Below are 21166 nucleotides of genomic sequence, written 5' to 3' on the forward strand. Positions count from 1 at the left end.
AGCACGGACGGCCGATGAGCGGTAACCGCGTCGTACGGGTGGCGGCGGCGGGCGGATGGGCCGCCGGCTACGAGATCGCCCCGCGCCTGGTCCTGACGGCGGCGCACGCCGTGGCCGCCGTCGGCTCGCCCGTCGCGGTCTCCCGCGCCGGGGAGTTCACCGACCACCCGGGACACGTCGTGTGGCGGGGGACGCCGGAGGACCCCGCCGGGAACGACCGGTCCGGTACGGACGCCGCGCTGGTGCGCGTCTCCGCGGAGGATTGGGAGCCCGCCCCGCCCGGCCGGACGCTGTGGGGCCGGATCGTCGGGGACGGCGAATCCGTCCTGTGGCGGGCCACCGGCTTCCCGCACTCCGAGGAGCGCTGCCGGGAGTCGGAGCAGGCCGAGGGGAAGATCAGCCCGCTCAGCGGCCTGGTCGGCGGCATGTACGTACTGGACTGCACCACCTTCCGCGACCGGGGGCCCGACGACTCGTCCTGGCGGGGGATGTCGGGAGCGGCCGTGCTGTGCGGCGACTTCGTGGTGGGCGTCGTCGTCAGGGACGTGCCCGACCGCGTTCCCGCGCGGTTGGAGGCGGAACGCGCCGTCACCCTCCTGCGCGACGGCACGTTCCTCGCCGCGCTCGAGCGGTACGGGGCGCCCGGCCCCCATGTCCCCCAGCCCGTCGAGTACGCGGCTCTCGCCGACCCCGACCACCACGCCGGGACACGGCACGCCCCCCGGTCGGCGGTGGAGCTGCTGCATCCGGGCCGGGCGATCGTGCCCTTCCACGGCCGGGAGGAGGAGCTGAGCGCGCTCGCCGCGTGGGCGGAACGGGCCGACGGCGAGGTGGCGGTGGTCCACGCCCCCGGCGGCCGGGGCAAGACACGGCTCGTGGTGGAACTCTCCCGCCGCCTCGGGGCGAAGTGGTCCTTCCTGTGGCTGCGGCCCGGTGAGCGGATGGACGCCCGCACCCGTGCGCCCGGGCTGCCGCTGATGGTGGTGGTCGACGGCGCGGACGGCCGCGTCGAGGAGACGCGTTCCGTCCTGGAGTTCGCCTCGCGGTACCGCGAGGCACCGGTCAAGGCGGTCCTCCTCGCCCGCTCGGCCGGCGGATGGCTCGAGGAGGTCGCCGGGGACTCGCTGCACCGCGGATCGGTGCTGTCGACCGCGCTGGTCCGTGAGCTCCCGGAGCTGCCGCCGGCCGGCCCCGACGACCACCTCGCCGCCGCCCGGGCCCTGGCCGCCGGGCTGGCGGCCCTCCCCGGCTCCGGGAAGCGCCGGTGGAAGAAGCTCGCCAAACGCATCCCGCAGCCCGCCCCCCACAGCGCTTCCGGCTCCCCGCTGACCCTGCACATGACCGCCCTGGTGCACCTCCTGGACGCGGCACAGGGCGTCGCGGCCACCACGGGTGACGCCTCGGCCGTCGAGAAGCGGCTCCTGGAGCACGAGCGGGCGCACTGGCTCGGCACCGCCAGGGCCCACCGGCTCTGCCCTCCCCTGCTGTGGGGCGTGCTGGAGGACGCGGTGGCCGCCGTCGTGGCCCTGGGCCCGCACGGGCGGCACGAGACCGCGGCCGTCCTCGGCCGGGTGCTCGGCGACGGCACGGCCGCCGGGGCCCGTGCCGTGCACGCCTGGATCAGGACCGCGCTGCCCACCGACGGTGACGCCGTCGGGCACCTGCACCCCGACCGGCTCGCCGAACGACTGGTGGGCGAGCGCTTCCGCGACCACCCGGACCTGGTCGACGCCCTGCTGCCGACCGCGACCCCCGCCCAGGCCACCCGGTTCCTCACCCTGGTCACCCGGGCGTCCGTACGGCACGCCGGCCCCGGCACCGGGGAGCTGACCGACTGGTGCCTGCGCCACCCGGCGGTGCTCGGCCCGGCGGCCGTCGCCCTGGCCCCCCGGCTGGAGGAGCCGGCGCCCCTGCTGTCCGCGCTGCGGGCCCTCGTCGACCGCCCCGGCGCGGAACTCGGCGAACTCGAGGAGCTGGCCGCCGCCGTACCGCCCAGCACCCATCTGCTGGCCCCCTGGGCGCTCCGCCTGCACCGGCGCATCGTCGACGTCCACCGGCTGCGGGCCGCCGCCGACCCGGCGGCCCGCCCCGGACTCGCCGTCGCCCTGCGGGAGCTGTCCAAACGCCTGTCGTCCATGGGCGAGCGGGAGGAAAGCCTCAGGGCGGTGGAGGAGGCCCACGGCCTGTGGCGGGAGATCCCGGCGGACCACCCGCGCCACCGGGCCGAACGGGGAGCCTGCCGCGTCAACGCGTCCATCTTCCTCACCGCCGCGGAACGCCGGCGGGAGGCGTACCAGGCCGCGGTGGAGGGCGCGGACCTGCTGCGCGCCGCGCTCCGCCCCGACGACCCCGCGAGCCGCGTGGACCTGGTGAAGGCCCTGGACACGCTGATGCTGGCCGCGGGCGCCCTCGGCGACCACGACACCGCGTGGCGCGTGTGCGAGGAGAGCGGGGAGCTCTGCGAGGCCGTCTGGCGCGACGACCCGACGGCCCACACCCCCCTCCTGGTGAACCACCTGAACAACCGGGCCATCGTCGCGATGGGCTCCGGCCGCCGCGACGTCGCCCTGGCGGCGGTCCGCAGGGCGGTCGAGATGCAGCGGCGGCTCGCCGCCGACGCCCCCGACGCCCACCTGCCGGGACTCGCCCTGGTCCTCGCCACCGCCTCCTCCGCGGCGCAACTGGCCGGACTCCCCCGCGAGGCCCTGGAGAAGATCCGCGAGTCCGTCACCATCCGCCGCCGCCTGGCCAAGGCACGCCCCCGGGCCTACCTGGCCGACCTCGCCTCCGCCCTCAACAGCCTGGCCATCGACCTCGACAACCTCGGACACCGCGCCGAAGCGCTCGACGCCGCCGAGGAGTCGGTACGGCTCTACCGCGAACTGGCCGACGAGCAGCCGCACGTCCACACCCCCGGCCTGGCGCTCGCCCTCAACACCCTGGCGCTGAAGCGCCAGGCCAACGGCTACCGCCGCCGGGCACACCGCGTCGCGCAGCAGAGCGTCCACGGGTACCGCGAGCTCGCCGAGCGCGAACCGGGCGGCTTCCGCGGCCACCTGGCCATGTCCCTCGCCACTCTCGCGGGCACGCTGAAGTCCGAGGACGGAGGGCCGGACACGGCACGGGCGGCCGACTGCCTGCGGGAGGCGGTGGGGATCCTCCGGGACCTGTTCAGGACCGCGCCGGGCGCCCACCTCCCGGACCTCGCCAACTGCCTCAACAACCTGGCGGGCGCCTACGTCCTGCTCGGCGACCCGCGCAAGGCCCTGGAGACGGTCCAGGAGGCCATGGAGCTCAACGGCGCGGCGGAGGGGGACCTCCCGGCGGCCTTCGCCGAGCCGATGCTCAGGAACTGGCTGACCGCCTTCCGGTGCCACAGCGACCTGGGGGACTTCGAGGGGGCGCGCCACGCGGGCGAGGAGGCCCTGGCCCGGTTGCGCACGCTCAGCGTCGAGGCGCCCTCCCGCTACGAGACCGACCTGTGGGCCGTCCTGTCGGGCAGCGCCGCCCTGCTGTGGTTCTCCGGGGAGCGGGAGGAGTCGGTCCGGCGCTCGCGCGAGGCGCTGGACATCAAGGACCGCTGGGTCGGGCGGGACCCCGACCGCCACCGGGCCGAGCAGGCCGAGGCCCTCGAAGCGTACGCGCGGCAACTGTGGCTGCTCGGCCGCACGGCGGAGGCGTCGGCGGCCGCCGACGAGGCGCGCGCGCACCGGCGCGCCGACCACCTGCGCCGGGGCGACGACACCACCCGGCTCGCCCTGGCCCGCGCCGATGCCCTCCTCGCCGAACTGCTGGAGGCACGCGGCCGTTGGCCGGACGCCCTGGCCCCCGCGCAGGACGCCCTCGCCGTGCTCCGCGCGCACCACGCGTCAAACCCCCCGGGCCTTCGGGCCGACCTGTCCGGCGTGCTCGTGCGGCAGGCCGGTCTGCTGTGGCGCGCCGGTGACCTGCCGGGGGCGCTGTCAGCCGTCGAAGAGGCGGTCGCGGTCGCCCGTACCGGTGTCGAACCGCCGCCCGCCGACTTCGCGGCGGGCAGCGCCCTGCTGCACCGCGCCCTGCTGCGGTCCGAGGCGGCGGCCTCGGACACCGCCCGTGCCGGGGCGTCCCTGTCCCTGCTCGCCGAGGCCGTCGGCTTCTGCGAGGCCCTGCCGGAGGACCCCTCGGCGGAGCTGCTGCTCGCCGGGGCGCTGACCGCTTTCGGAACGTACGCGGTGACGGTGCCGGGCAGGGAGGCGGAAGGGGTCGTGGCGAACGGGCGCGCCGTGGACGTCCTGCGCCGCCACGTCGACGCCTTCCCCTTCCTGGCCTCCGCGCTGGCCGACTCCCTCGCGGAGCAGGCACGGGGGTTCGCCGTGACCGGACGCGCGCGGGAGGCCGTGGAGGCCGCGGACGACGCGGTACGACGCGCGCGCCTCCTCGCCTCCCAGGACCCGCACGCCCATCGTGAAGTGCTGGCGAACGCCCTCGCCGCCTCCGCGCGCTCCCGGCTGGCGGCGGACGGGCCCTCCGCCGCGGCCCGCGCCGACTCCACCGAGGCCGTGGCCCTGTTCCGCGCGCTCGCGCGGGAGCAGCCGCTGGCCGTGGCCCGGAGGGCCGTCGAAGCGCAGGAGGTCCACGACCGGCTGCACGCGTGAGGGCACCCGTGACCGCGTTCACCCGAATGGCGGGTACCGGAGTGACCGGGCCGCGGAGGGCGTCGTTCCTGCCCCGGACGTCCCCGGTAGACCGGGCCGGGGAGTGGTGCGGTAAGGAGCGCCGAGCACGTGAGCATCGCCGTCGACCGGGTGCCCGCCGGGCCGGGCCCGGAGATCCCTCCCCCTGCCGGGCAGCGGCACGGCCAGGAGGGGCTGGTGCGGATGACCGCCCTGCCCCCGGTGGCCACGATGGGCACCGCCCTCCACTCCACCGGGCACGACCTGCTGGAGCGGCTCCGTCCCGGGCGGGTCTTCATGATGGGCGACAACCCCGCCCTGCCCCGGATGCCGCAGCGGCCTTCGCTGGCCGACTTCTTCCGGCTGCGCCTCGAGCCCTTCACCGCCCGGCACATGCTGCACAGCGCCCGCCGCGCCCGCGAACAGGGGCTGGACGAGACCGTGGTCCTGGCGTGCCTCCTGCACGACATCGCCGTCGGCGGCCTGTTGCGCAGCCACCACGGGCACTGGGGCGCGCAGATGGTGGAGCCGTACGTGACCGAGGAGGTCGCCTGGGCGATCCGCCAGCACGAGATCCTGCGGTTCTTTCCCGATCCGGCCGTCGGCTACGACTACCCCGAGGCGTACCGCACGTTCTTCGGCGCCCGGTACAGCCCGCCGGACCACGTCCGCGAGGCGTACCGGCACGTGCGCGCGCACCGCTGGTACATGACCGCGCGCCTGGTCACCCTCAATGACCTCTACACCTTCGACAGCGACGAGGACATCGACGTCGGCGAGTTCGAGGACGTCATCGGCCGACACTTCCGCCAGCCCGAGCAGGGCCTCGGCTTCGACGGTTCGCCCGTCGCGCACATGTGGCGCACGATGATCTGGCCCAACAACTTCCTGTAGCGGGGCCCTGCCGGCGGGCGGGGAACCGGTGCGCGCGACGCGGTCGGGCCGGTGGACGCGCCCGGCGGCCGTACGGCGGTCGGTGGCGGCTCGGAGGCGGGGGCGCGTGAGGGCGCCGTCCGCGCGGGTAGACGGGTGATCATGATCGATGCTCTGGTGGCGGCGGGCTGGGGCCTACTCGCCGGTTCGGCCCTGCTGGTGGGCGCGGTGGTGGGGTACGCGGTGCGGGTGCCGCGGTGGCTGATCGCTTCCGTGATGGCGTTCGGCGCCGGTGTGCTGATCTCCGCCGTGTCCTTCGAGCTCGTCGGCGAGGCGTACGAGCAGGGCGGCCTCGTGCCCGCCGCCGGAGGGACCGTGGCGGGCGCCCTCGCGTACACCGCCGGGAACGTGTGGCTCGCCCGGCGCGGCGCGCGGCACCGCAAGCGGTCCGGGCACCTGCGGGGCCAGCCCTCGGAGCGGCAGGTGGCGGGATCGGGCGCGGCCCTGGCCCTCGGCGCCCTGCTGGACGGGGTGCCGGAGTCCGCGGTCATCGGGGGGAGCCTCCTCGACGGCGGCGCGGTGAGCCTGGTGACGGTCGCGGCCGTGTTCATCAGCAACGTGCCCGAGGGCCTGTCGAGCGCCGCGGGCATGCGGAGGGCGGGCCGCGGACCGGGGTACGTCTTCGGCGTGTGGGGCTCCATCACGGCCGCGAGCGCCGTCTCGTCCCTGCTCGGTTACACGGTGGTGGGCGCCCTGTCGACCGCGGTGGTCGCCGCCGTGACCGCGGTCGCGGCCGGGGCGGTCCTCGCGATGATCGCCGACACGATGATCCCGGAGGCGTTCGAGGAAGCCCACCTGGCCATCGGTGTGATCACCGTGTGCGGTTTCCTGACGTCGTTCGTCCTGTCCCACGCGTAGCGGCGGTGCCCGTCGGAGGCCGGCGGGACGCGCCCGGGCGTCTCACCGCCCCCGGTCCGCGGGGGGCTCCTGCGGACCGGGGGGCCGACGCCACACCAGTGCCAGGGAGTAGCCGCCCACGTCGTCGTGGGCCCAGCTCTCCACCCCCTCCCCGAGGAGGGGCGCGTAGGGCGCCAGCAGAGGGCCGGGGGCCCAGGTGAAACGGTCGTCGGCGCGCCAGTCGGTGAGGCGTACTTCCCGCGCGCCGAACCGGAGACCGAAGCCGAGGTACTTGAGTACGGCCTCCTTGCAGGCCCAGCGCAGCGGCAGCGGCATGGTCCGCAGCCGATGGCCCGGCCCCCCGCCCTCCGTGTCGCCGTCGAAGGCGAGGAGGGAGGTGAGGTGCGGTCCCATGGCGCGGTTGCGCTCCAGATCGATGCCGACTGCGCCGGGCCCGCAGGCGGCCACGGCGAACTCCCCGGAATGCGACAGGTTGACCCCGACGGGTGCGTTGACGAAGGGCTTTCCCCTCCGCAGGCCGCTCCGGACGGTGTCGACGCGGACGTCCCGCGTCCTCATGCGGGTGCCCGTGTGCCTGACGTGCCAGGACCGTACGGCGACCTTGACCGCGAGCCTCCCCGCGAACCGCTCCAGCCCCCGGGCGGGCCCGTGCGGATCCGGATCGAGGCCGGACTCGGATGCGGCCAGATGACGGGCGCGCAAGGCGCTCCACTCGTCGGGGCCGAGCCCCCGCAGCCAGGTGAGGGACACCGCCGTGAGGGTGAGCCGCCCCGCGTGGACCGTGTGAAGGGCCCGGGCGGGGCACAGCTCCAGTTCCCCGGCGACGGTGGTCGCGGGATCTTCGACCCTTGCGTCCTCCGGCGCGGCCCGCGTGCCGGTGCCGGCCGCTGTGCCCCCGCGCGCCGGCCCGCTTCCCGGCGGTCCGCCCCTTTCCCCGCGGGGCGTGCCCGACCCGTGGCACGGGATGGAGTCCTTCCTCATCTCATGGCCGTTTCCCCGCGTGACCGCGCGGTTCGACGCCCGTGCCGCTCAGCAGCCGGTAGTCGGTCTTCCCGTTGGCGTTGCGGGGCAGCGTCTCCAGGCACCTGGCCGCTTCGGGCAGCATGTACACGGGCAGGTGCCGCGCGCAGTGCCGTTTGAGGTCCAGCAGGCCCGGTTTCGGGGCGTCGGCGCGCAGGGTGTAGAAGAGGACGAGCCGGGCGGCGGGGCCCTCTCCCTCCACCACGGCCGCCGCTTCGGCGAGTGCGGGGTGCCGCAGGGCGGCGTGTTCGACCTCGCCGAGCTCGACCCGGTAGCCGGAGAGCTTGACCATGCGGTCCTTGCGCCCCTGGTAGACGAACACCCCGTCCTCGCGGGCGACGATGTCCCCCGTGGCGTGGCGGCCCTGGCGGTGCAGTGCGGCGGCCGGTTCCGACTCCCTGCGCCAGTACCCGGGCGTGACGCAGTCCCCCGCGACGACCAGTTCCCCGCAGGCGCCCGGGCCTTCGACCGGCCGGCCGGCCTCGTCGACGATCGACAGCCGGACGCCGGTGATCGGCCTGCCGATGGGCAGGGGCGCGTCGCGTTCCACGTCCTCGGGCCGGACCCGGTGGTAGGTGCACACGTTGGTCTCGGTCGGCCCGTACAGGTTGTACAGCGCCGTGTCCGCGGGCAGTCGCTCCGCGAGTGCCCGCAGTTGCGGAAGGGGGAAGACCTCACCTGCGAAGAGGACGTACCGCAGGCCGGCGGTGGTCTCCGGGGTGAGCGCGCCCGACGCCACCAGGAGGTGCAGGATCGAGGGCACCGAGTACCAGACGGTGACGCCGTGCTCCCGGATGCCGGCCGCCAGCGCCGCGACGTCCCGTGTCTGCGCGTCCTCGACGATCCACACGGCCGCGCCGACCGACAGGGCGACGAACAGGTCGAAGGTGCTGAGGTCGAAGCTGAAGGAGGCGTGGTTGGCGAAGACGTCGTCGGCGCCGACGTCGAACTCCCCCTGTGCCCAGGTGATGAAGTTGGCGAGGTTCCGGTGGGAGATCTTCACCCCCTTGGGGACGCCGGTCGACCCGGAGGTGTAGAGCAGCGCGGCGATGTCGGAGGGCTCCGGCTCGGGCAGCGCCGTGTCCCGGTCGGGTCCGGGCGGGGTGAGGGCGTCCCAGGCACGGACGCGGGCGGAGCCTGCCGTGGGGGCGCCGGTCCGTCCCGGGCCCGTGACGACGACGGTTTCGACGGAAGGGGGCAGGGGGTCCTCCGCGAGGCTCGCCAGGTGGTGGTGGTCGGTGAGGAGCACCAGTGGTTCGGCGTCCGCCAGGATGGTCCGGACCCGGGCCTGCGGCTGCCGGCCGTCCAACGGGACGTAGACGCAGCCCGCGTGCAGGGCGGCGAGCATCCCCTCGGCGTACTCGGGACGCTTGTCCATCCAGATCGCGACGCGGGTGCCACGGTCGGCGCCCAGGTCGCGCAGGTGGTGGGCCAGTGCGTGGACCCTCCCGGCGAGCTCTCCGTAGGTGACGGGCCGCGCGCCCACGAACGCCGGCCTCGACGCCTGCTCCGGGGACAGGTCCCGCAGCGGGCGGACCAGCGGGGAGGGGGTGGTGGTGCTCTCGCTGTTCGGCTTCATACCGGTCTCCTCGATGCTCCGCTTCCGCTCACGCCGCGGGAGGCAGGACACCGGTCTCACGGCCGGCTTCCGTGAAGATGCCGACCGCTTCGGCCAGGTCCTCTTGCGTGTGTTCCGAGGTCACGCTGATGCGCAGCCTGGCGTCGCCGAGCGGGACGCCGGGGAAGACGACGGTCTGGCAGAACAGGCCGCGGGCGCGTACGGCCCGGCCCATCTCCAGGGCCCTGCGCTCGTCTCCTATGACGATGGGGAGGATCGCGCTCTCGCTGTTCTCCAGGTCGAAGCCCGCGTCGAGGAGCCCGGCGCGCAGGGTGTGGATGTTGAGCCACAGCCGCTCGATCCGCTCGGGTTCCGACTCGATGACGTCGAGGGAGGCGATGAGGCCGGCCGCGACACCGGCGGGGATGTTGGCTGCGAAGACGTAGGAGTTCGAGTAGAAACGCAGGTACTCGACCACGTCCTCCTCTCCGACGACGAACCCGCCCATGCCCGCCAGGGCCTTGCTCATCGTGCCGAGTTCGAGGTCCACCTGCCCTTTCAGGCCGAAGTGCTCCGCGGTTCCCGCGCCGCGGCTCCCGAGGACACCTGTGGCGTGGGCGTCGTCGAGCAGGATCCTGGCCCCGTACTTCCGGGCGAGGGCCAGGATCCCGGGGAGGTCGCAGATGTCGCCGTGCATGCTGAACACGCCGTCGGTCACGATCAGCTTTCCCGCCGCTTCCTCGGCGCAGCGCTCCAGGACGCGTTCCAGGTCGGCCATGTCGTTGTGCTGGTAGATCCGGCGGACGGCCCCCGACAGTTTGCAGCCGTCGGCGATGCTCATGTGGTTCAGTTTGTCGATGACGACCGCGTCGTAGTGCTTCGCCAGGGCCGATATGGCTCCGAGGTTGGCGGAGTACCCGCCGGGATACACGATGCAGGCGGGGCGCTGCTTGAAGGCGGCGAGGCGGCGCTCCAGTTCCTTGTGGAGGTGGTGGGTGCCGCCGATGATGCGCGATCCGGTGTGGGTGGCCCCGTAGGCGCGGGTGGCGTCGCAGATGGCGTCCACCACCCGGGGGTGGGTGGCCAGGCCGAGGTAGTTGTTCGAGGCGAACATGAGGAACTCGCGTTTGCGGCCGGCCAGTTCGTCGAAGATGACGGTGCGGCTGCCGGACCGCGAGTGGGCGGGCATGCCGTACCAGTAGAGCTGTTCCTTCCGCCGCTCGCGGAGGTGCGCGCCGAAGTCGCGGGCCTTGGCGAACAGGTCGGGGTCGCGCTTCTCCCGGAAGTCCTTCATGGAGCGGTCGTCCCGGCCGTCACCCGCCGTCTCCTGCCGTGTCCCCGCCGGAGCGGGGGAGGCGGGCGCGCCGGTTCGGCAGGCGTCCAGCGCGGCGACGAGTTCCCGCATGGTCCGTGTGGTCACGGCGCTCGTCGCGGTGTCCGGGAGGCGGAAGGAGGCGGAGACCTCCTCCACGACGGAGGCGAGGGTCACGGAGTCGAGGCCGAGCTCGCTTTCGAAGTCGGCGTCGAGGTCTAGCTGGTGCCTCCGGTAGTGGGTGTGGCGGAGGATCGTGTCGACGACCGCCTCGTGGAGGCTCCCGGGACGGTCGGGCGGGGCGCCCGGGGCCGGCGCCGGGTCGACTGCGGCGTCCGGTGCCCCCTGTGCGGCGTCCGCCGCGGCGTCGAGCACCTCCTGGATGGTCGACAGGTCCGACGGCAGGTCCGAGGGCAGGTTCAGCCGCTCCTTGACGGACGCGAGGATCTCCTCCCGCATGACCGAGTCGATGCCGAGGTCGCCTTCCAGGGTGCTGTCCGGCGTGAGCCGGGACCTGTCGTAAAGGGTGTGGGACGCGATGACGTCCAGGACCCGTCGACTGAGGTGGGGCATGTCTTCCCGCGGTTCGGAGGTGTTCGTCATATCCGGTTCTTTCCTTCCTCTCGCAGACGCGCGACCAGGGCGGCGATCGTTTCGACGTTCCGGAAGTTGTCCGGTGAGACTTCGCGCAGCGGCACCGTGATCCGGTACTCGGCCTGCAGGTGGTGCACCAGCTCGAAGATTCCCGAGGAATCCACGATGTTGAGGTCGATGAGGGGGGATTTCCCGTCGAGCCCGTCGGGGTCGCCGTCCAGCCAGGTGTCGGCGATGTAGGCGATCAGGTGCTCCTCGATGGTCATGCGTTCCCCCGGGGCGGTTCCTCGTTCGCGTCGGCCGGGTCGGCGGCGTATCCGGGTCCGATCCGTTCCCCCGACCACTCGCCCACCACTTCGGCCATGACGTCGAACTCATCGGCCAGGCGACGGAAGGTCTCGGTCTTCGTGTCCCGTTCGAACTCCGGTCCGCTGGTCACCGCGATGACTTCGAAGTAATGCGCACGAGGTTCTTCCGCGGCGCCTCCCGTGAACCTCTGCACGCTGAACGAGACCACGCTGGGCAGTTCCCGGCAGGAGGCGTAGTCGGTCTCCCTGACCCACTCCTCGAAGACGCCCGCGTCGGTGTCTTCCCGGAGCCTTACACGATGGACCACTACATCCATTTTTCTCCTCGATGATTCATTTCCGCCTGCGGGCGGGCTTTCCCCTCAGCCCCATCGCACGCGCGATGTTGTTCTTCTGGATCTCGTTGGTGCCGGAGAAGATCCGGGCCGGAAGGGCGTCACGGAGCGCGGTCTCGGACTGGCCGTGGAGGACGCCGAGGCCGCCTTGGATCCGTACGGCGTCCAGGCCGACCTGCACTGCCGCCTCGCTGACCGCGAGCTTGGCCAGAGCCGGTGCGACCTCGTCGGTGCTGCCGCGGTCCAGGCCCCAGGCGGCGCGGTAGAGCACCAGGCGCGCCGATTCGAGGCGGAGCGTCATGTCGACGATGCGGTGGCTCACCGCTTGGAAGCCGCCGATCGCGGTGCCGAACTGCCGCCGCTCGTTGGCGTGGGCGATCGACGCCTCCAGGGTGCGCCGCATGGTGCCGAGGTAGAGGGCGAACAGGCACGTGCGTTCCCACGCCATCGAGGTCGTGAAGACACCGAACCCGCCGCCCTCCGGGCCGAGCATCCGATGTGCCGGGACCACGCAGTCGTCGAAGTGCACGTCCGCCATGGGCGAGCCGCGCAACCCCGTCTTCTCGTAGCACCGGCCCACCGTCAGTCCCGGTGTGTCGGCCTCGACGATGAAGGAGGTCAGGCCGAAGCAGCCGCCTCCGGGGCGGGTCACCGCCTGCACGACGAAGACGTCGGCCACCGGCGCGTTGGTCGTGAAGGACTTGCTTCCGTTGAGGACGTAGACGTCGTTGTGGCGCTCGGCACGGGTCCGCATGCCCAGGGTGTCCGAACCGGCCTCCGGCTCGGTGATGCCGTGCGCCGCTATCCGCTCGCCGGAGCACAGCGGGGGGAGCCACTGCCGTTTCTGTTCCTCGGTGCCGAAGTCGACGATCGGCGTGAGGCAGGCGAACAGGTGCGCCCCCAGGGAGAAGACGAACCCCGTGTCCGTGCAGCCGTACCCGAGCGCCTCCATGACCGCGGCCGCGGTGACGGCTCCCTGGCCCAGTCCTCCGTACGCGCCGGGAACCACGGTTCCCAGGGCTCCTTGTTCACCGGCGAGGCGCCAGCGCCGACGGAAGTCGTCGGGGTCGAAGGCGTCCGGCCCCACCAGCCTGTCCCGCGCGAAATCTTTGATCGTCTCGCACATCTCATGGGTCTGTGCGTCGAATGCGAAGTCCATCAGCGTTCTTCCCGGTGCTCCTCGACGAGCAGGTGGTAGTTGATGCCCCCGGTGCCGAAGGAACTCACCGCGGCGCGCCGCGGCCGACCGGGCACGGCCGGCCACGGTGACGCCTCGCAGGAGACGGTGGCCGGGATCGCGGCGAGGTCGAGCGCCGGGTTGACGGTCCGCAGACCGGCGTTGGGAGGGAGCGTCGCGGTGCGTACGGCGTGCAGGGCGCGCAGCAGTCCGGCGCTGCCGGCCGCGGCGAAGGTGTGGCCGAAGAAGGACTTGGCGGAGCCGATCGCCAGCGGACGGCGTCCCGGTGCGGCGTAGACCTCGGTCACCGCCGCGATCTCGGTGCGGTCACCCAGCTCGGTGCCGGTGCCGTGGGCCTCCAGGTAGTCGACCGCCTCGGGGGCGAAGTCGACCTGCTCGAACGCCCGCCGCATGGCCGTGGACTGGCCTGCGGCGTCCGGCGCGATCAGGGACCTGGCGTCGCTGGACGCGCCGATGCCCCTGATGACGCCCAGGATCCGGTCTCCGGCGCGGCGTGCGTCCGCGTACCGCTTGAGGAGGAACAGCGCACAGCCGTCCCCCGGGGTGAACCCGTCGGCGGCCGCGTCGAACGGCCTGATCCTGTCGTGGGAGAGGAGCCTGAGGGACGAGCACAGGACGAGGTCGAGGACGTTGCACGGCAGTTCGACCCCGCCGGCCACCGCGTAGTCGACGGCGTTGCGGCGCAGGGCGCCGATCGCGACGTCCAACGCGGCCAACGAGGAGGCGCAGGCCGCTTCGACCGCCAGGGGGACCGCTTCGAGGCCGAACTCGTGTGCCACGAGCGCCGCTCCACCACTGGCCAGGCTGCTGTCGAGCAGGGTCGGGGACCACAGGCCGTCCAGTGCGGCGAAGTCCTCGCGGACCTTTTCCCGCAGTGCTTTCCGCTCGTCCTCGGGGAGGTCCGCGAGGAACGGGAGTCCGGCGACGGCCGACTCCACCTCCTCGACCGCCAGTGCGCTGTTGGCCCGGCGCTCCCTCCGCAGACTGAGGTTGCTGCCCACGGCGATCAGGCCCGGGCCGCCCAGCGCGGACGTGTCGTAGCGGGAGAACAACTCCCCCGCGACGGCCAGGACGGTGCGCTGCGCCCCGTCCAGTTCCGCGTACCGGCGGGGGTCGATGTCCAGGCCGGGGGGCGGCGCGGTGGGAACCGCGACGGGGGCGACCCTGTCCGTGTAGGTGTGCGTCAGGCTGAGCTTCCCGGGTGCGTGGTACAGCTCCCTGTTCAGGAGCGCCTCGGGGGCGGGGCCGATCCCGTCGCGGCCCGAGAGGGTCGTGCGCCAGAACGCGTCGGCGTCGGCGGCACCCGCGAAGTACCCGCCGTGTGCGAGGACCGCGATCGGTTCCGCGCCACCGGCCGTCCGCTTCCGCCGGGGCGGAAGGGAGGAAGGGGCGACGGGGCGCGTTTCGTCCCGGCGGTGCTCCTCCATGACCAGGTGGCACAGCACGCCCGTCACGGAGGAGCCGTTCACGGCTGCTCGGCGCGGGGTGCCGCGGTCGTCCGCGGGCCACTCCTCCGCGCGGCGGGGTACGCGGAACGGAGTTCCGCGGAAGTCGATTTCGGGCGTTCGCCCGTGGCTCCAGTAGGGCGGGAGCGTGCGGTGGTACAGGGCCAGGGCCACCTTGGAGACACTGGCCAGACCGGCGTTGGCCAGTGTGTGGCCGAGCCTGTCCCGCGCGCTCCCGACCACCACGGGGCGCCCGGCGGACCGCCCGAGCACCCCGCCCGCTCCGGCCACCTCGGCTTCCGTCTCGTGTGCCGCACCGCAGCCGGCGCACTCCAGGTACTGGACGGAGTCGGCGGGGATCGAGGCGGCACGGTACGCCGCGCGGAGGGTCTCCTCCCAGTGCTCCACCGATGCCGTTCGGCGGAAGGGCCCCGGACGCGCGTCCTGCCTCAGCACGCAGCTCCGGATCGTGGCGTAGACGCGGTCTCCGTCCCGGAGGGCGGAGGACAGGCGTTTGAGCAGCAACGCGCCGACCCCCTCACCCGGAGCGAAGCCCCGGCCGCGCGCCGAGAAGGGGCTGGAACACGGGTCGAGCAGCCCCTTGGTCCTCAGGGCGTGGGGGAGGAATCCGCTCTCCCGGCGTTGCCCGGTCACGACCAGGGCGGCATCCGAACCACCGTCCCGCAGACAGGTGATGGCGTGTGCCAGTACGACGAACGACGTGGCGTCGGCGGCCTCGCACACGACGGCGCGCCCGTGGAGCCCGAAGGCCGTCGCGATGCGGGCCGGGATGGTACTGGCCATCTCGCCCACCCGGTCGTGGGCCGATCCCCCGAAGTGCCGCAGCAGCGCCCCGCGCGCCTCCTGCACCATCTGCCCGGCGGGTTCCCGTCCTGCGGCGGCGCACCCCCGTACCAGTTCGTCGGCGTACCGCACCCCCTCGACGCGCAACGCGTTGGCGTAGTGGCGGTCGAACCCGAGACAGGTACCGACGACGACGTCGGTCCGCTCATCGGGCAGTGCCCGATCCGTGCGGCCGGCGTCCTCCATGCACCGCCTCGCCGCCTCCAGCATGAGGATCTGCATGCGGGCCATGGAGCGGGCCTGGGCGGGAGGGATTCCGAAACGAGCGGGGTCGACGTCGAGACCGTCGAGGCCGCTCCCGGCGCAGGAGCCGTCCGGCACGCGTTTCCCGCGGTGGTTCCGCAGTGGGTCCTCGGGGAAGCCGGGGCCCTCGCACGCGCACTGCGGCGGTGTCTCCCTGATGAGGTCCCAGTAGTCCTCGGTGCTCTGCGCCGAAGGGTAGACAGCGGATATCCCCACCACGGCGACGGGTTCCGACGGGTCGGGACCGGAATCGGAGGGGTTTTCCCGCGCCTTCGTCTGTGCCATGGGCTGTTCCTCTCGTACGTCCGTGCCTGCCTGGGCGAACGGCCTCGCCCAACGAGGCCGGTCCGCGTCCGTTCGCGGTCACGCGCCCTTCGGCGCGTCGAGGTTCCACCGACACGCCTCCGGTGCTCCCATGTCGGTGACACGTCCGTCCGCTCCCGGATCCTGACCGGAGGGAAGGGGCGCACGCGCGAGCGGAGACGGACCGCCTTCGGCGGTCTGACGGGTCGAAGGTGCCGCGTTCCGCGCCATCGGATTCGCCGGACGGCACCGTCAGGAGGCCGATCCGTTCACGGCCCGCCCCGGGATGCCCTGCGATTCCTGTCGTGCTCCGGCGTCGGGGCTCCGCCGGAGGCTCGCTCTCCTTCTGGATACCTGAGGCGCCCCGCGTGATGCCACAGTCTCTTGCCGGGAGACTGTCCATTTTGGAAGGGATCTTGACGGAGTCACGTGCCGTTGAGACTTTCCGCTCGCGCATGCGGGGCGGCCCCGAGGGCGCGGGGGCGGGCGACGGCGCGCCCGGTGGGTGGAGGGCGAAGGGCGTGTTCCGGCGGGGGCCGACGCCGTACGCACCCCGGGCGAGGACCCGCTCGCCCGGGGCTCACGAAGGGGTACGGTCCCCACCGGAACCCCGCGTCCGTCGCGTGCGGGGGGCGGTCAGGTCACGGGCGCGGCCGGGCAGAGCCCGTGAGGAGCGGGGCCGTGAGGAGCGGGGCCGTGAGGAGCAGGACGTGTTGTCGAAGTGGCTGCGTCCTCCCGGTGGCGGTGCGCGCGGCGCGGTGCGCGGACCCGGGGCGCGCTCGGCGGCCTCGTACGGGGTGGGATGCCGGGCACGGCGCGACGCGGGGCCGGCGGGGCTCACCGGACGTGCCGCGGACGCGCGGAGGGCGCCGGGGGGCGGAGCGGCGCCGCACGGCCCGCGGCGCGTACGGCGGCGGTGACGCGGAACGCGTCGTCCGGCGGGCTCTCACCCGGAGTTCGAGGAGGTCCTCGTCACGTGGGCGGCCCGGCGGAGCAGTTCCTTCGCCGTCGGGTTCCTGCCGAAAGCGGCCAGGTGGGTCCGCATGTTGTCCATACCGCGGTGCAGCCGTCTGCTGTTCAGCGAGGGGTAGTGGTCGAGGAAGGAATGCCAGGTCACAACAGCCTGTTCCAGGTGCCCCTGCCTCAGTTGCAGTTCGGCCAGCCGGGACAGGACGATGGCGCGAGACCTTCTCTCCGTGAGGGACCAGTACTGCAACGACTCCCTGAGGTTTTCCACGGCCCCCTCCCAGTCGCCCAGGTGGCTGAGCAGGACCGCCCTGTCGAAGACGAAGACACCGTAGTGGTATTCACGGATCTCCCTCGTCTCCCGGGAGGTCGGCAACGCCTCCTCCTGGACGACCAGGTTTTCTGCCCTGCGGATCTCCCGCAGGGCTTGTGCGCGTTCTCCCGTGGCGGCCAGCGCTATTGCGACCTGGCTCAGGACCGATGCTCTTCCCGCGGGGGGTATGCGCAGTTCGGAAGCGGATTTCGCAAGGTTCATCGCCGACCGGAAATGGCCGAGCGAATGCGCCTGTCCGCTCATTCTGCGCAAGGTCCAGGCGTACTCGTCCGGACGGTTGCTCTCGACTGCCAGGTCGAGCGAGACGCGGTAGAACCGCTGCGCCGCACCGTGTGCCTCGTCGTCGAAGCTCATGAAACCGCTCAAGCGCGCGAGTTGACTCGCCACAGCCAGGAATCCGGTGCGCAGCCCTTCGTCCACGGGGGCCCGCAGCCACAGTCCGACCATCTGTGCCAGGTACCCGCTGGCCGCGCTCTTGAAGGGGCCCGCTCCGTAGATGCGGTCGGCTTCGGAGAGCAGCCGCACCATGATGGCGGCCACTTCGAGCTCTTCCCTGCCCAGCGGCCCCGCCTGCCCCCCGGCGCCGAGCGGGCGGTCCCGCGCGCCGCGCCAGCCCACGTCCTCCAGCGCGGCGAGGTGGTACACCGCCACCCTGCTCGCGGCGTCCCGATCCGATCCGGCGGCCGCGGCCAGCTCGGCCAACCGCTCCGGCAGGCTCCGATCGCCCCAGCGGCCGAGGGCGTCGTCCCATCCGATGTCCGCCGCCGTCACCGCCCTCCCCAAGCGCCGGGAGAGCGCTTCGGCGATGACGTGCGGGACCGGGGGGCGGGGCCGGCCCCCCGCAGTCCACTGGGACACCGATGCCCGGCTGTACCGAAGCGCGAGTCCTGCCTCCGCACCGACGGAGTTGACCGCCTTCGCGAAATCCTCGCCGCTCCAGCCCGCCTCCTTGATCAGGGAGCGCAGTATTCCGAATTCCTTTTTGGATATTCCTGACTCCAAGCCGCCCACACCCGCTCCCCAGCCAGCCCCAAGCCACGGCACAAAAACATGTATATGAACCTGGGTGTCGAGTCAAGGTCGCGCCGCACCGTTTTCCTTCGGCGAGACGGACTTTCCGTGGTTTGCTTCCGGGTGCAAGTCGGTCGGCTTATTGATCCGGATCGGCGGTTATTTCGGATCTTCGGGTCGTGCGCGAGCGAACTGGCGCGCGGCGGTCGCCGCCCCGGGCGCGGGGGCGCCGCGGCCCCGAGCCCGCAGGGGCTCCGGGAGCTGCGGGTGTCCTCGCCCACCCGGCGCGCCCCGCCACCGGCCTGTTCGACACGGCGGTGCCCCCTTCGACCCGCGGTGCCGGCACGGCCCGGGTGGCGCCCGGGCGCGTCGCTCCACGACCGGGGGTGCGGACGCCGGTGCGCGCGGCCCTGGGGCCGCCGCGTGCGGCGTTCGCACCGCCGTCGACCCCGCGCCCCCGCGGGTCCTTCCGGAGCCGGGCGGGCGACCGCGTCCTCCCGCCGGGCCGCGAAGAGAGCCGCTCTCCGCGCGGCGGACCGTTACAGGCCGACCTGCCAGGCGAACGGCGGCAGTTCGGCCGCGCGGCAGTATATGTCCACCGCCCACGGCAGCAGGGCGGCCATGGGGTGCAGCCGGGTCCCGTCCATGCTCGCGAGCCGCCGGGCGCTGTGACGTACGCACCCGGTGATCTCCGAACCGTCCGCGGCGATGATGGTGGCCGCGACCAGGGGCCCCTCGCAGGGCGTCCGATCCTTCGCGTCGGCCGCCGCGCACCGTGCTGCCGGTTGGTCCCGCCGTTCGTCCATGAACGCCCCCTCTGGCCGAAACTCACCCACAGGAAGCAATACCCGGCCGGTGGGGCCGGAAGGCGGGGTTGGCCCCGTCATGACCAGCCGCTGAGTCCCGCTCTTTACCTCTGCTTACCTCCGCGCGTCCCCTGTGGAACCGCCGTACCACGGGCAACACGGCGCCGCGGGACGGGGCGTCGTCCCGCCCGGCGGCGGTGGCCGGCCGTACGTCGGGCGGGCGCGCGGACGGCGGGTCACCGCCCCCGCGCGCCGGGGTCCGCCGCTCCTCCGGGCTCGCCCCGGGGCGCGGCGGGGTGGCCGCGCCCCGTCGGCGCGGTCACTTCACCGACAGCCGGAAGGTGGCCCCGTCGGCGAGGACGTCGCACCGGTACTGCGACCACCTGTGCTCGTCGATCAGCTTCTGCCCCTGCGCCGGGCAGGTGTCCTTGTTGTACGCGGTTCCGAACGACACCCAGTCGGTGGCGGTGTTCATGCCGAGGTGACGGGCGGTCACGTGGTCGGCGACCTTGTCACCGGTGGCCAGTCCCTGCTCGGCGTCCCAGCGGTAGTGGACCCCGAGCCAGAGGCGCGCGAGGGCGTTCTCGCGGGCGGCCGACGAGAAGCTGCCGAACCGGCGGATGACCCCTTGGGCGTGGGGGTCCTCCGTACCGGCGTCGAAGGTCATCGCGTCCCCGCGGAACCAGAAGGACATGACCTTCGCCCAGGCTCCGGCGAACGTCGCGTGCCCGGAGACGTAGGCGGGGAACGGCGGGCTGAAGCTCTGGCCTCCGCGGTCCTTCGACAGGGGGCGCCAGGACGGGTCCGCGGCGGTTTCGGCGTTGCCGTCGTCGTCCAGGTTGATGGCGCTCTCCGGGCGCCACAGGTCGATCGGTGTCTCGTACTTGGCGTGCCACGCGGCGACTCCGGCGTCGGCGAGCGCGAGGGAGAGCAGGGCGAACAGCTTGGCCGTTCCCGACGTCTGCAGCTTGTTCTGGGCGACGACGGTCTGGGTGTTCGCGAAGATCTGCCCGATGGGCTTGTACGTCCCGTCGAGGTCGTTGGCCCAGAAGAAGGCCGCCGTGGTCTGGTCGGGCGTGCGCGCCGAGGACGTGGTCCCGCCGAGCCGCTTCACCTCGTTCACCTGGGCGGCGTACTCGGGACTGGCCAGGAGCTCGGGCATCGACGTCCTGCCCGCCGGGAGCGGGGGCAGGACCTGGTCGACCGCCGGCAGCGCGAACGGCCTCACCCGGCCCCAGCCCGGCGTGACGGCCGCGCCCGAACCCGTGGGCCGCCAGAAACCGGGTTGGGTGCTCCCGGGGTACACGGTGGCGGCGCCGGCGCCGTCGCCCACCCGGGCCTGGATCATGGCCTCGGCCGCCCGGGTGCCGACGTCGGCGCCGTCCGCGCGCGCGGTGTCCGTGACGGTCGGAGGAAGGGCCGCCTGGGCCGCGTCGAGGTCCGCCGTGAAGTCGAACGCGGGCCACACGTCCATCAGGACGCGGAAGGCGGCGTAGTCGATCGCGGTGTCGACATCGGGGGCCGACCCCGCCCGGAGCGGAACCTTGACGAGGTACGGCTCTCCGAGGCATCCCACGGCCCGTACGCACTTCGCGGAATTGGCCGCGTCGTAGATCGCCGTGTGGACCATGGCGCTCGCGCGGGCCAACTCGGTCGGTGCCGCGCTCGCACCGGTCACCTGGCGGAACGTCCGCAGCAACACCTTGTTCCAGTAGATGACGTGGTCCTTGTCGACCGTCACCGTCGCCCGCGCCGATGGCCGCGGTGCGGCCGCGGCCTGGGGGGAGGGAAGCGACGAGGAGGCGAAGAGGGCCGCGAAAGCCACGGGAAGGGCCGCCGCGGACCGGGCCCACCGGCGCCGCCGGAAAGCGGGTGGATTCGACGCGGCCGGGGTGGACACGAGGGGGCCGGCACCCTCGCCGTGGGCGCCGGCCGGAGTTCTGTGACGCAATTCCCGCTCCTTTACGAAGGTGTGCGCGGTGCGCGCTCCCGTGCGGCGGTCCGGATGGTGCCGGGGCGGTCGCGGCTGAACGCCGCACGCCGAATCGGCGGCGTCCGCCCTTCCGATGCGGATCCGGTCACGATGCCCCCCTGGAACGCGCGTTCGGGTGGGATGGTCGCCGTATTCGACAAATCCTGTCAACGACCGCGTGCGCCCCTGGCCGGAATCACATAGAGGAGCGTCCCATTCCGGAGATCACGGGAGAAGAATCGCTCATTTCAGGGCGTGCGGGTGTGAGGGGAAATCACGGATGTTCTGCCGGTTCGGCGGAAAAGTCGCAGGAGAGGGAATCCGGCACGTGGACGCGCGGGCGAGGGCCGGTCACGGCCCCGAACCGTGCCGGACGGCCGGCCCGGGAATGGGTGGCGGGAACGGCGGTCCGGGGGTGGGAACGACGATCCGGGGGCGGCGGGGGTGGTGGTCC

At 73.3% G+C, this 21166-nt stretch carries 13 protein-coding genes; 3 read left to right on the top strand and 10 right to left on the bottom strand.

The window, feature by feature from the left end; genetic code table 11:
* Positions 1 to 14 precede the first annotated feature (14 nt).
* The 3 genes from RND61_RS12100 (at position 15) to RND61_RS12110 (ending at position 6443) form a co-directional block, all read left to right on the top strand.
* Positions 15 to 4634: a tetratricopeptide repeat protein gene (locus tag RND61_RS12100; protein ID WP_315877887.1), complete on the top strand. Its 4620-nt coding sequence runs from the start codon at positions 15 to 17 to the stop codon at positions 4632 to 4634.
* 129 nt (positions 4635 to 4763) lie between these two features.
* Positions 4764 to 5546, top strand: coding sequence for an HD domain-containing protein (locus tag RND61_RS12105; RefSeq protein WP_315877888.1), 783 nt, complete (start codon positions 4764 to 4766; stop codon positions 5544 to 5546).
* 141 nt (positions 5547 to 5687) lie between these two features.
* Positions 5688 to 6443 (top strand): ZIP family metal transporter, encoded by a 756-nt coding sequence (locus tag RND61_RS12110; RefSeq protein WP_315877889.1) that lies wholly within the window; start codon positions 5688 to 5690, stop codon positions 6441 to 6443.
* Positions 6444 to 6485: 42 nt separating this feature from the next.
* On the opposite strand, the gene RND61_RS12115 is transcribed toward RND61_RS12110, so the two are convergent.
* From RND61_RS12115 to RND61_RS12160, 10 genes are all read right to left on the bottom strand, one after another.
* Positions 6486 to 7193: a 4'-phosphopantetheinyl transferase family protein gene (locus RND61_RS12115; RefSeq protein WP_315877890.1), complete on the bottom strand. Its 708-nt coding sequence runs from the start codon at positions 7191 to 7193 to the stop codon at positions 6486 to 6488.
* A gap of 232 nt (positions 7194 to 7425) precedes the next feature.
* A complete protein-coding gene (locus RND61_RS12120) occupies positions 7426 to 9042 on the bottom strand; it encodes a D-alanine--poly(phosphoribitol) ligase (protein ID WP_315877891.1) in 1617 nt (538 codons plus the stop codon).
* Between the two features lie 28 nt (positions 9043 to 9070).
* Complete coding sequence (locus RND61_RS12125; protein WP_315877892.1) at positions 9071 to 10936, bottom strand: aminotransferase class I/II-fold pyridoxal phosphate-dependent enzyme; 1866 nt, start codon at positions 10934 to 10936, stop codon at positions 9071 to 9073.
* On the bottom strand, positions 10933 to 11193 hold the full coding sequence (locus RND61_RS12130) for an acyl carrier protein (RefSeq protein ID WP_315877893.1): 261 nt from the start codon (positions 11191 to 11193) through the stop codon (positions 10933 to 10935). The genes RND61_RS12125 and RND61_RS12130 overlap by 4 nt, the downstream gene beginning before the upstream one ends.
* Entirely contained in the window at positions 11190 to 11552 is a 363-nt protein-coding gene (locus tag RND61_RS12135) for a RedY protein (protein ID WP_315877894.1), read from the bottom strand. Before RND61_RS12135 ends, RND61_RS12130 begins: the two co-directional genes overlap by 4 nt.
* A gap of 16 nt (positions 11553 to 11568) precedes the next feature.
* Positions 11569 to 12729 (bottom strand): L-prolyl-[peptidyl-carrier protein] dehydrogenase, encoded by a 1161-nt coding sequence (redW, locus tag RND61_RS12140; RefSeq protein ID WP_315877895.1) that lies wholly within the window; start codon positions 12727 to 12729, stop codon positions 11569 to 11571.
* A complete protein-coding gene (locus RND61_RS12145) occupies positions 12729 to 15605 on the bottom strand; it encodes a beta-ketoacyl synthase N-terminal-like domain-containing protein (RefSeq protein WP_315877896.1) in 2877 nt (958 codons plus the stop codon). Before RND61_RS12145 ends, redW begins: the two co-directional genes overlap by 1 nt.
* Positions 15606 to 16569: 964 nt before the next feature.
* Complete coding sequence (locus tag RND61_RS12150) at positions 16570 to 17934, bottom strand: hypothetical protein (RefSeq protein WP_315877897.1); 1365 nt, start codon at positions 17932 to 17934, stop codon at positions 16570 to 16572.
* A gap of 539 nt (positions 17935 to 18473) precedes the next feature.
* Complete coding sequence (locus RND61_RS12155; protein ID WP_315877898.1) at positions 18474 to 18740, bottom strand: hypothetical protein; 267 nt, start codon at positions 18738 to 18740, stop codon at positions 18474 to 18476.
* 319 nt (positions 18741 to 19059) lie between these two features.
* Positions 19060 to 20481, bottom strand: a complete 1422-nt coding sequence (locus RND61_RS12160; protein WP_315877899.1) for a vanadium-dependent haloperoxidase — start codon at positions 20479 to 20481, stop codon at positions 19060 to 19062.
* Positions 20482 to 21166: the final 685 nt, after the last annotated feature.

The sequence above is a fragment of the Streptomyces tamarix genome, assembly GCF_032423885.1.
Lineage (GTDB): Bacteria > Actinomycetota > Actinomycetes > Streptomycetales > Streptomycetaceae > Streptomyces > Streptomyces tamarix.

Excerpts from the sequence above, each read along its gene's own strand:
- RND61_RS12100 (WP_315877887.1), top strand. The coding sequence starts at position 15 with ATGAGCGGTAACCGCGTCGTACGGGTGGCGGCGGCGGGCGGATGGGCC.
- redW (WP_315877895.1), bottom strand. The coding sequence starts at position 12,729 with ATGGACTTCGCATTCGACGCACAGACCCATGAGATGTGCGAGACGATC.
- RND61_RS12110 (WP_315877889.1), top strand. The coding sequence starts at position 5,688 with ATGATCGATGCTCTGGTGGCGGCGGGCTGGGGCCTACTCGCCGGTTCG.
- RND61_RS12130 (WP_315877893.1), bottom strand. The coding sequence starts at position 11,193 with ATGACCATCGAGGAGCACCTGATCGCCTACATCGCCGACACCTGGCTG.
- RND61_RS12125 (WP_315877892.1), bottom strand. The coding sequence starts at position 10,936 with ATGACGAACACCTCCGAACCGCGGGAAGACATGCCCCACCTCAGTCGA.
- RND61_RS12145 (WP_315877896.1), bottom strand. The coding sequence starts at position 15,605 with ATGGCACAGACGAAGGCGCGGGAAAACCCCTCCGATTCCGGTCCCGAC.
- RND61_RS12120 (WP_315877891.1), bottom strand. The coding sequence starts at position 9,042 with ATGAAGCCGAACAGCGAGAGCACCACCACCCCCTCCCCGCTGGTCCGC.
- RND61_RS12135 (WP_315877894.1), bottom strand. The coding sequence starts at position 11,552 with ATGGATGTAGTGGTCCATCGTGTAAGGCTCCGGGAAGACACCGACGCG.
- RND61_RS12155 (WP_315877898.1), bottom strand. The coding sequence starts at position 18,740 with ATGGACGAACGGCGGGACCAACCGGCAGCACGGTGCGCGGCGGCCGAC.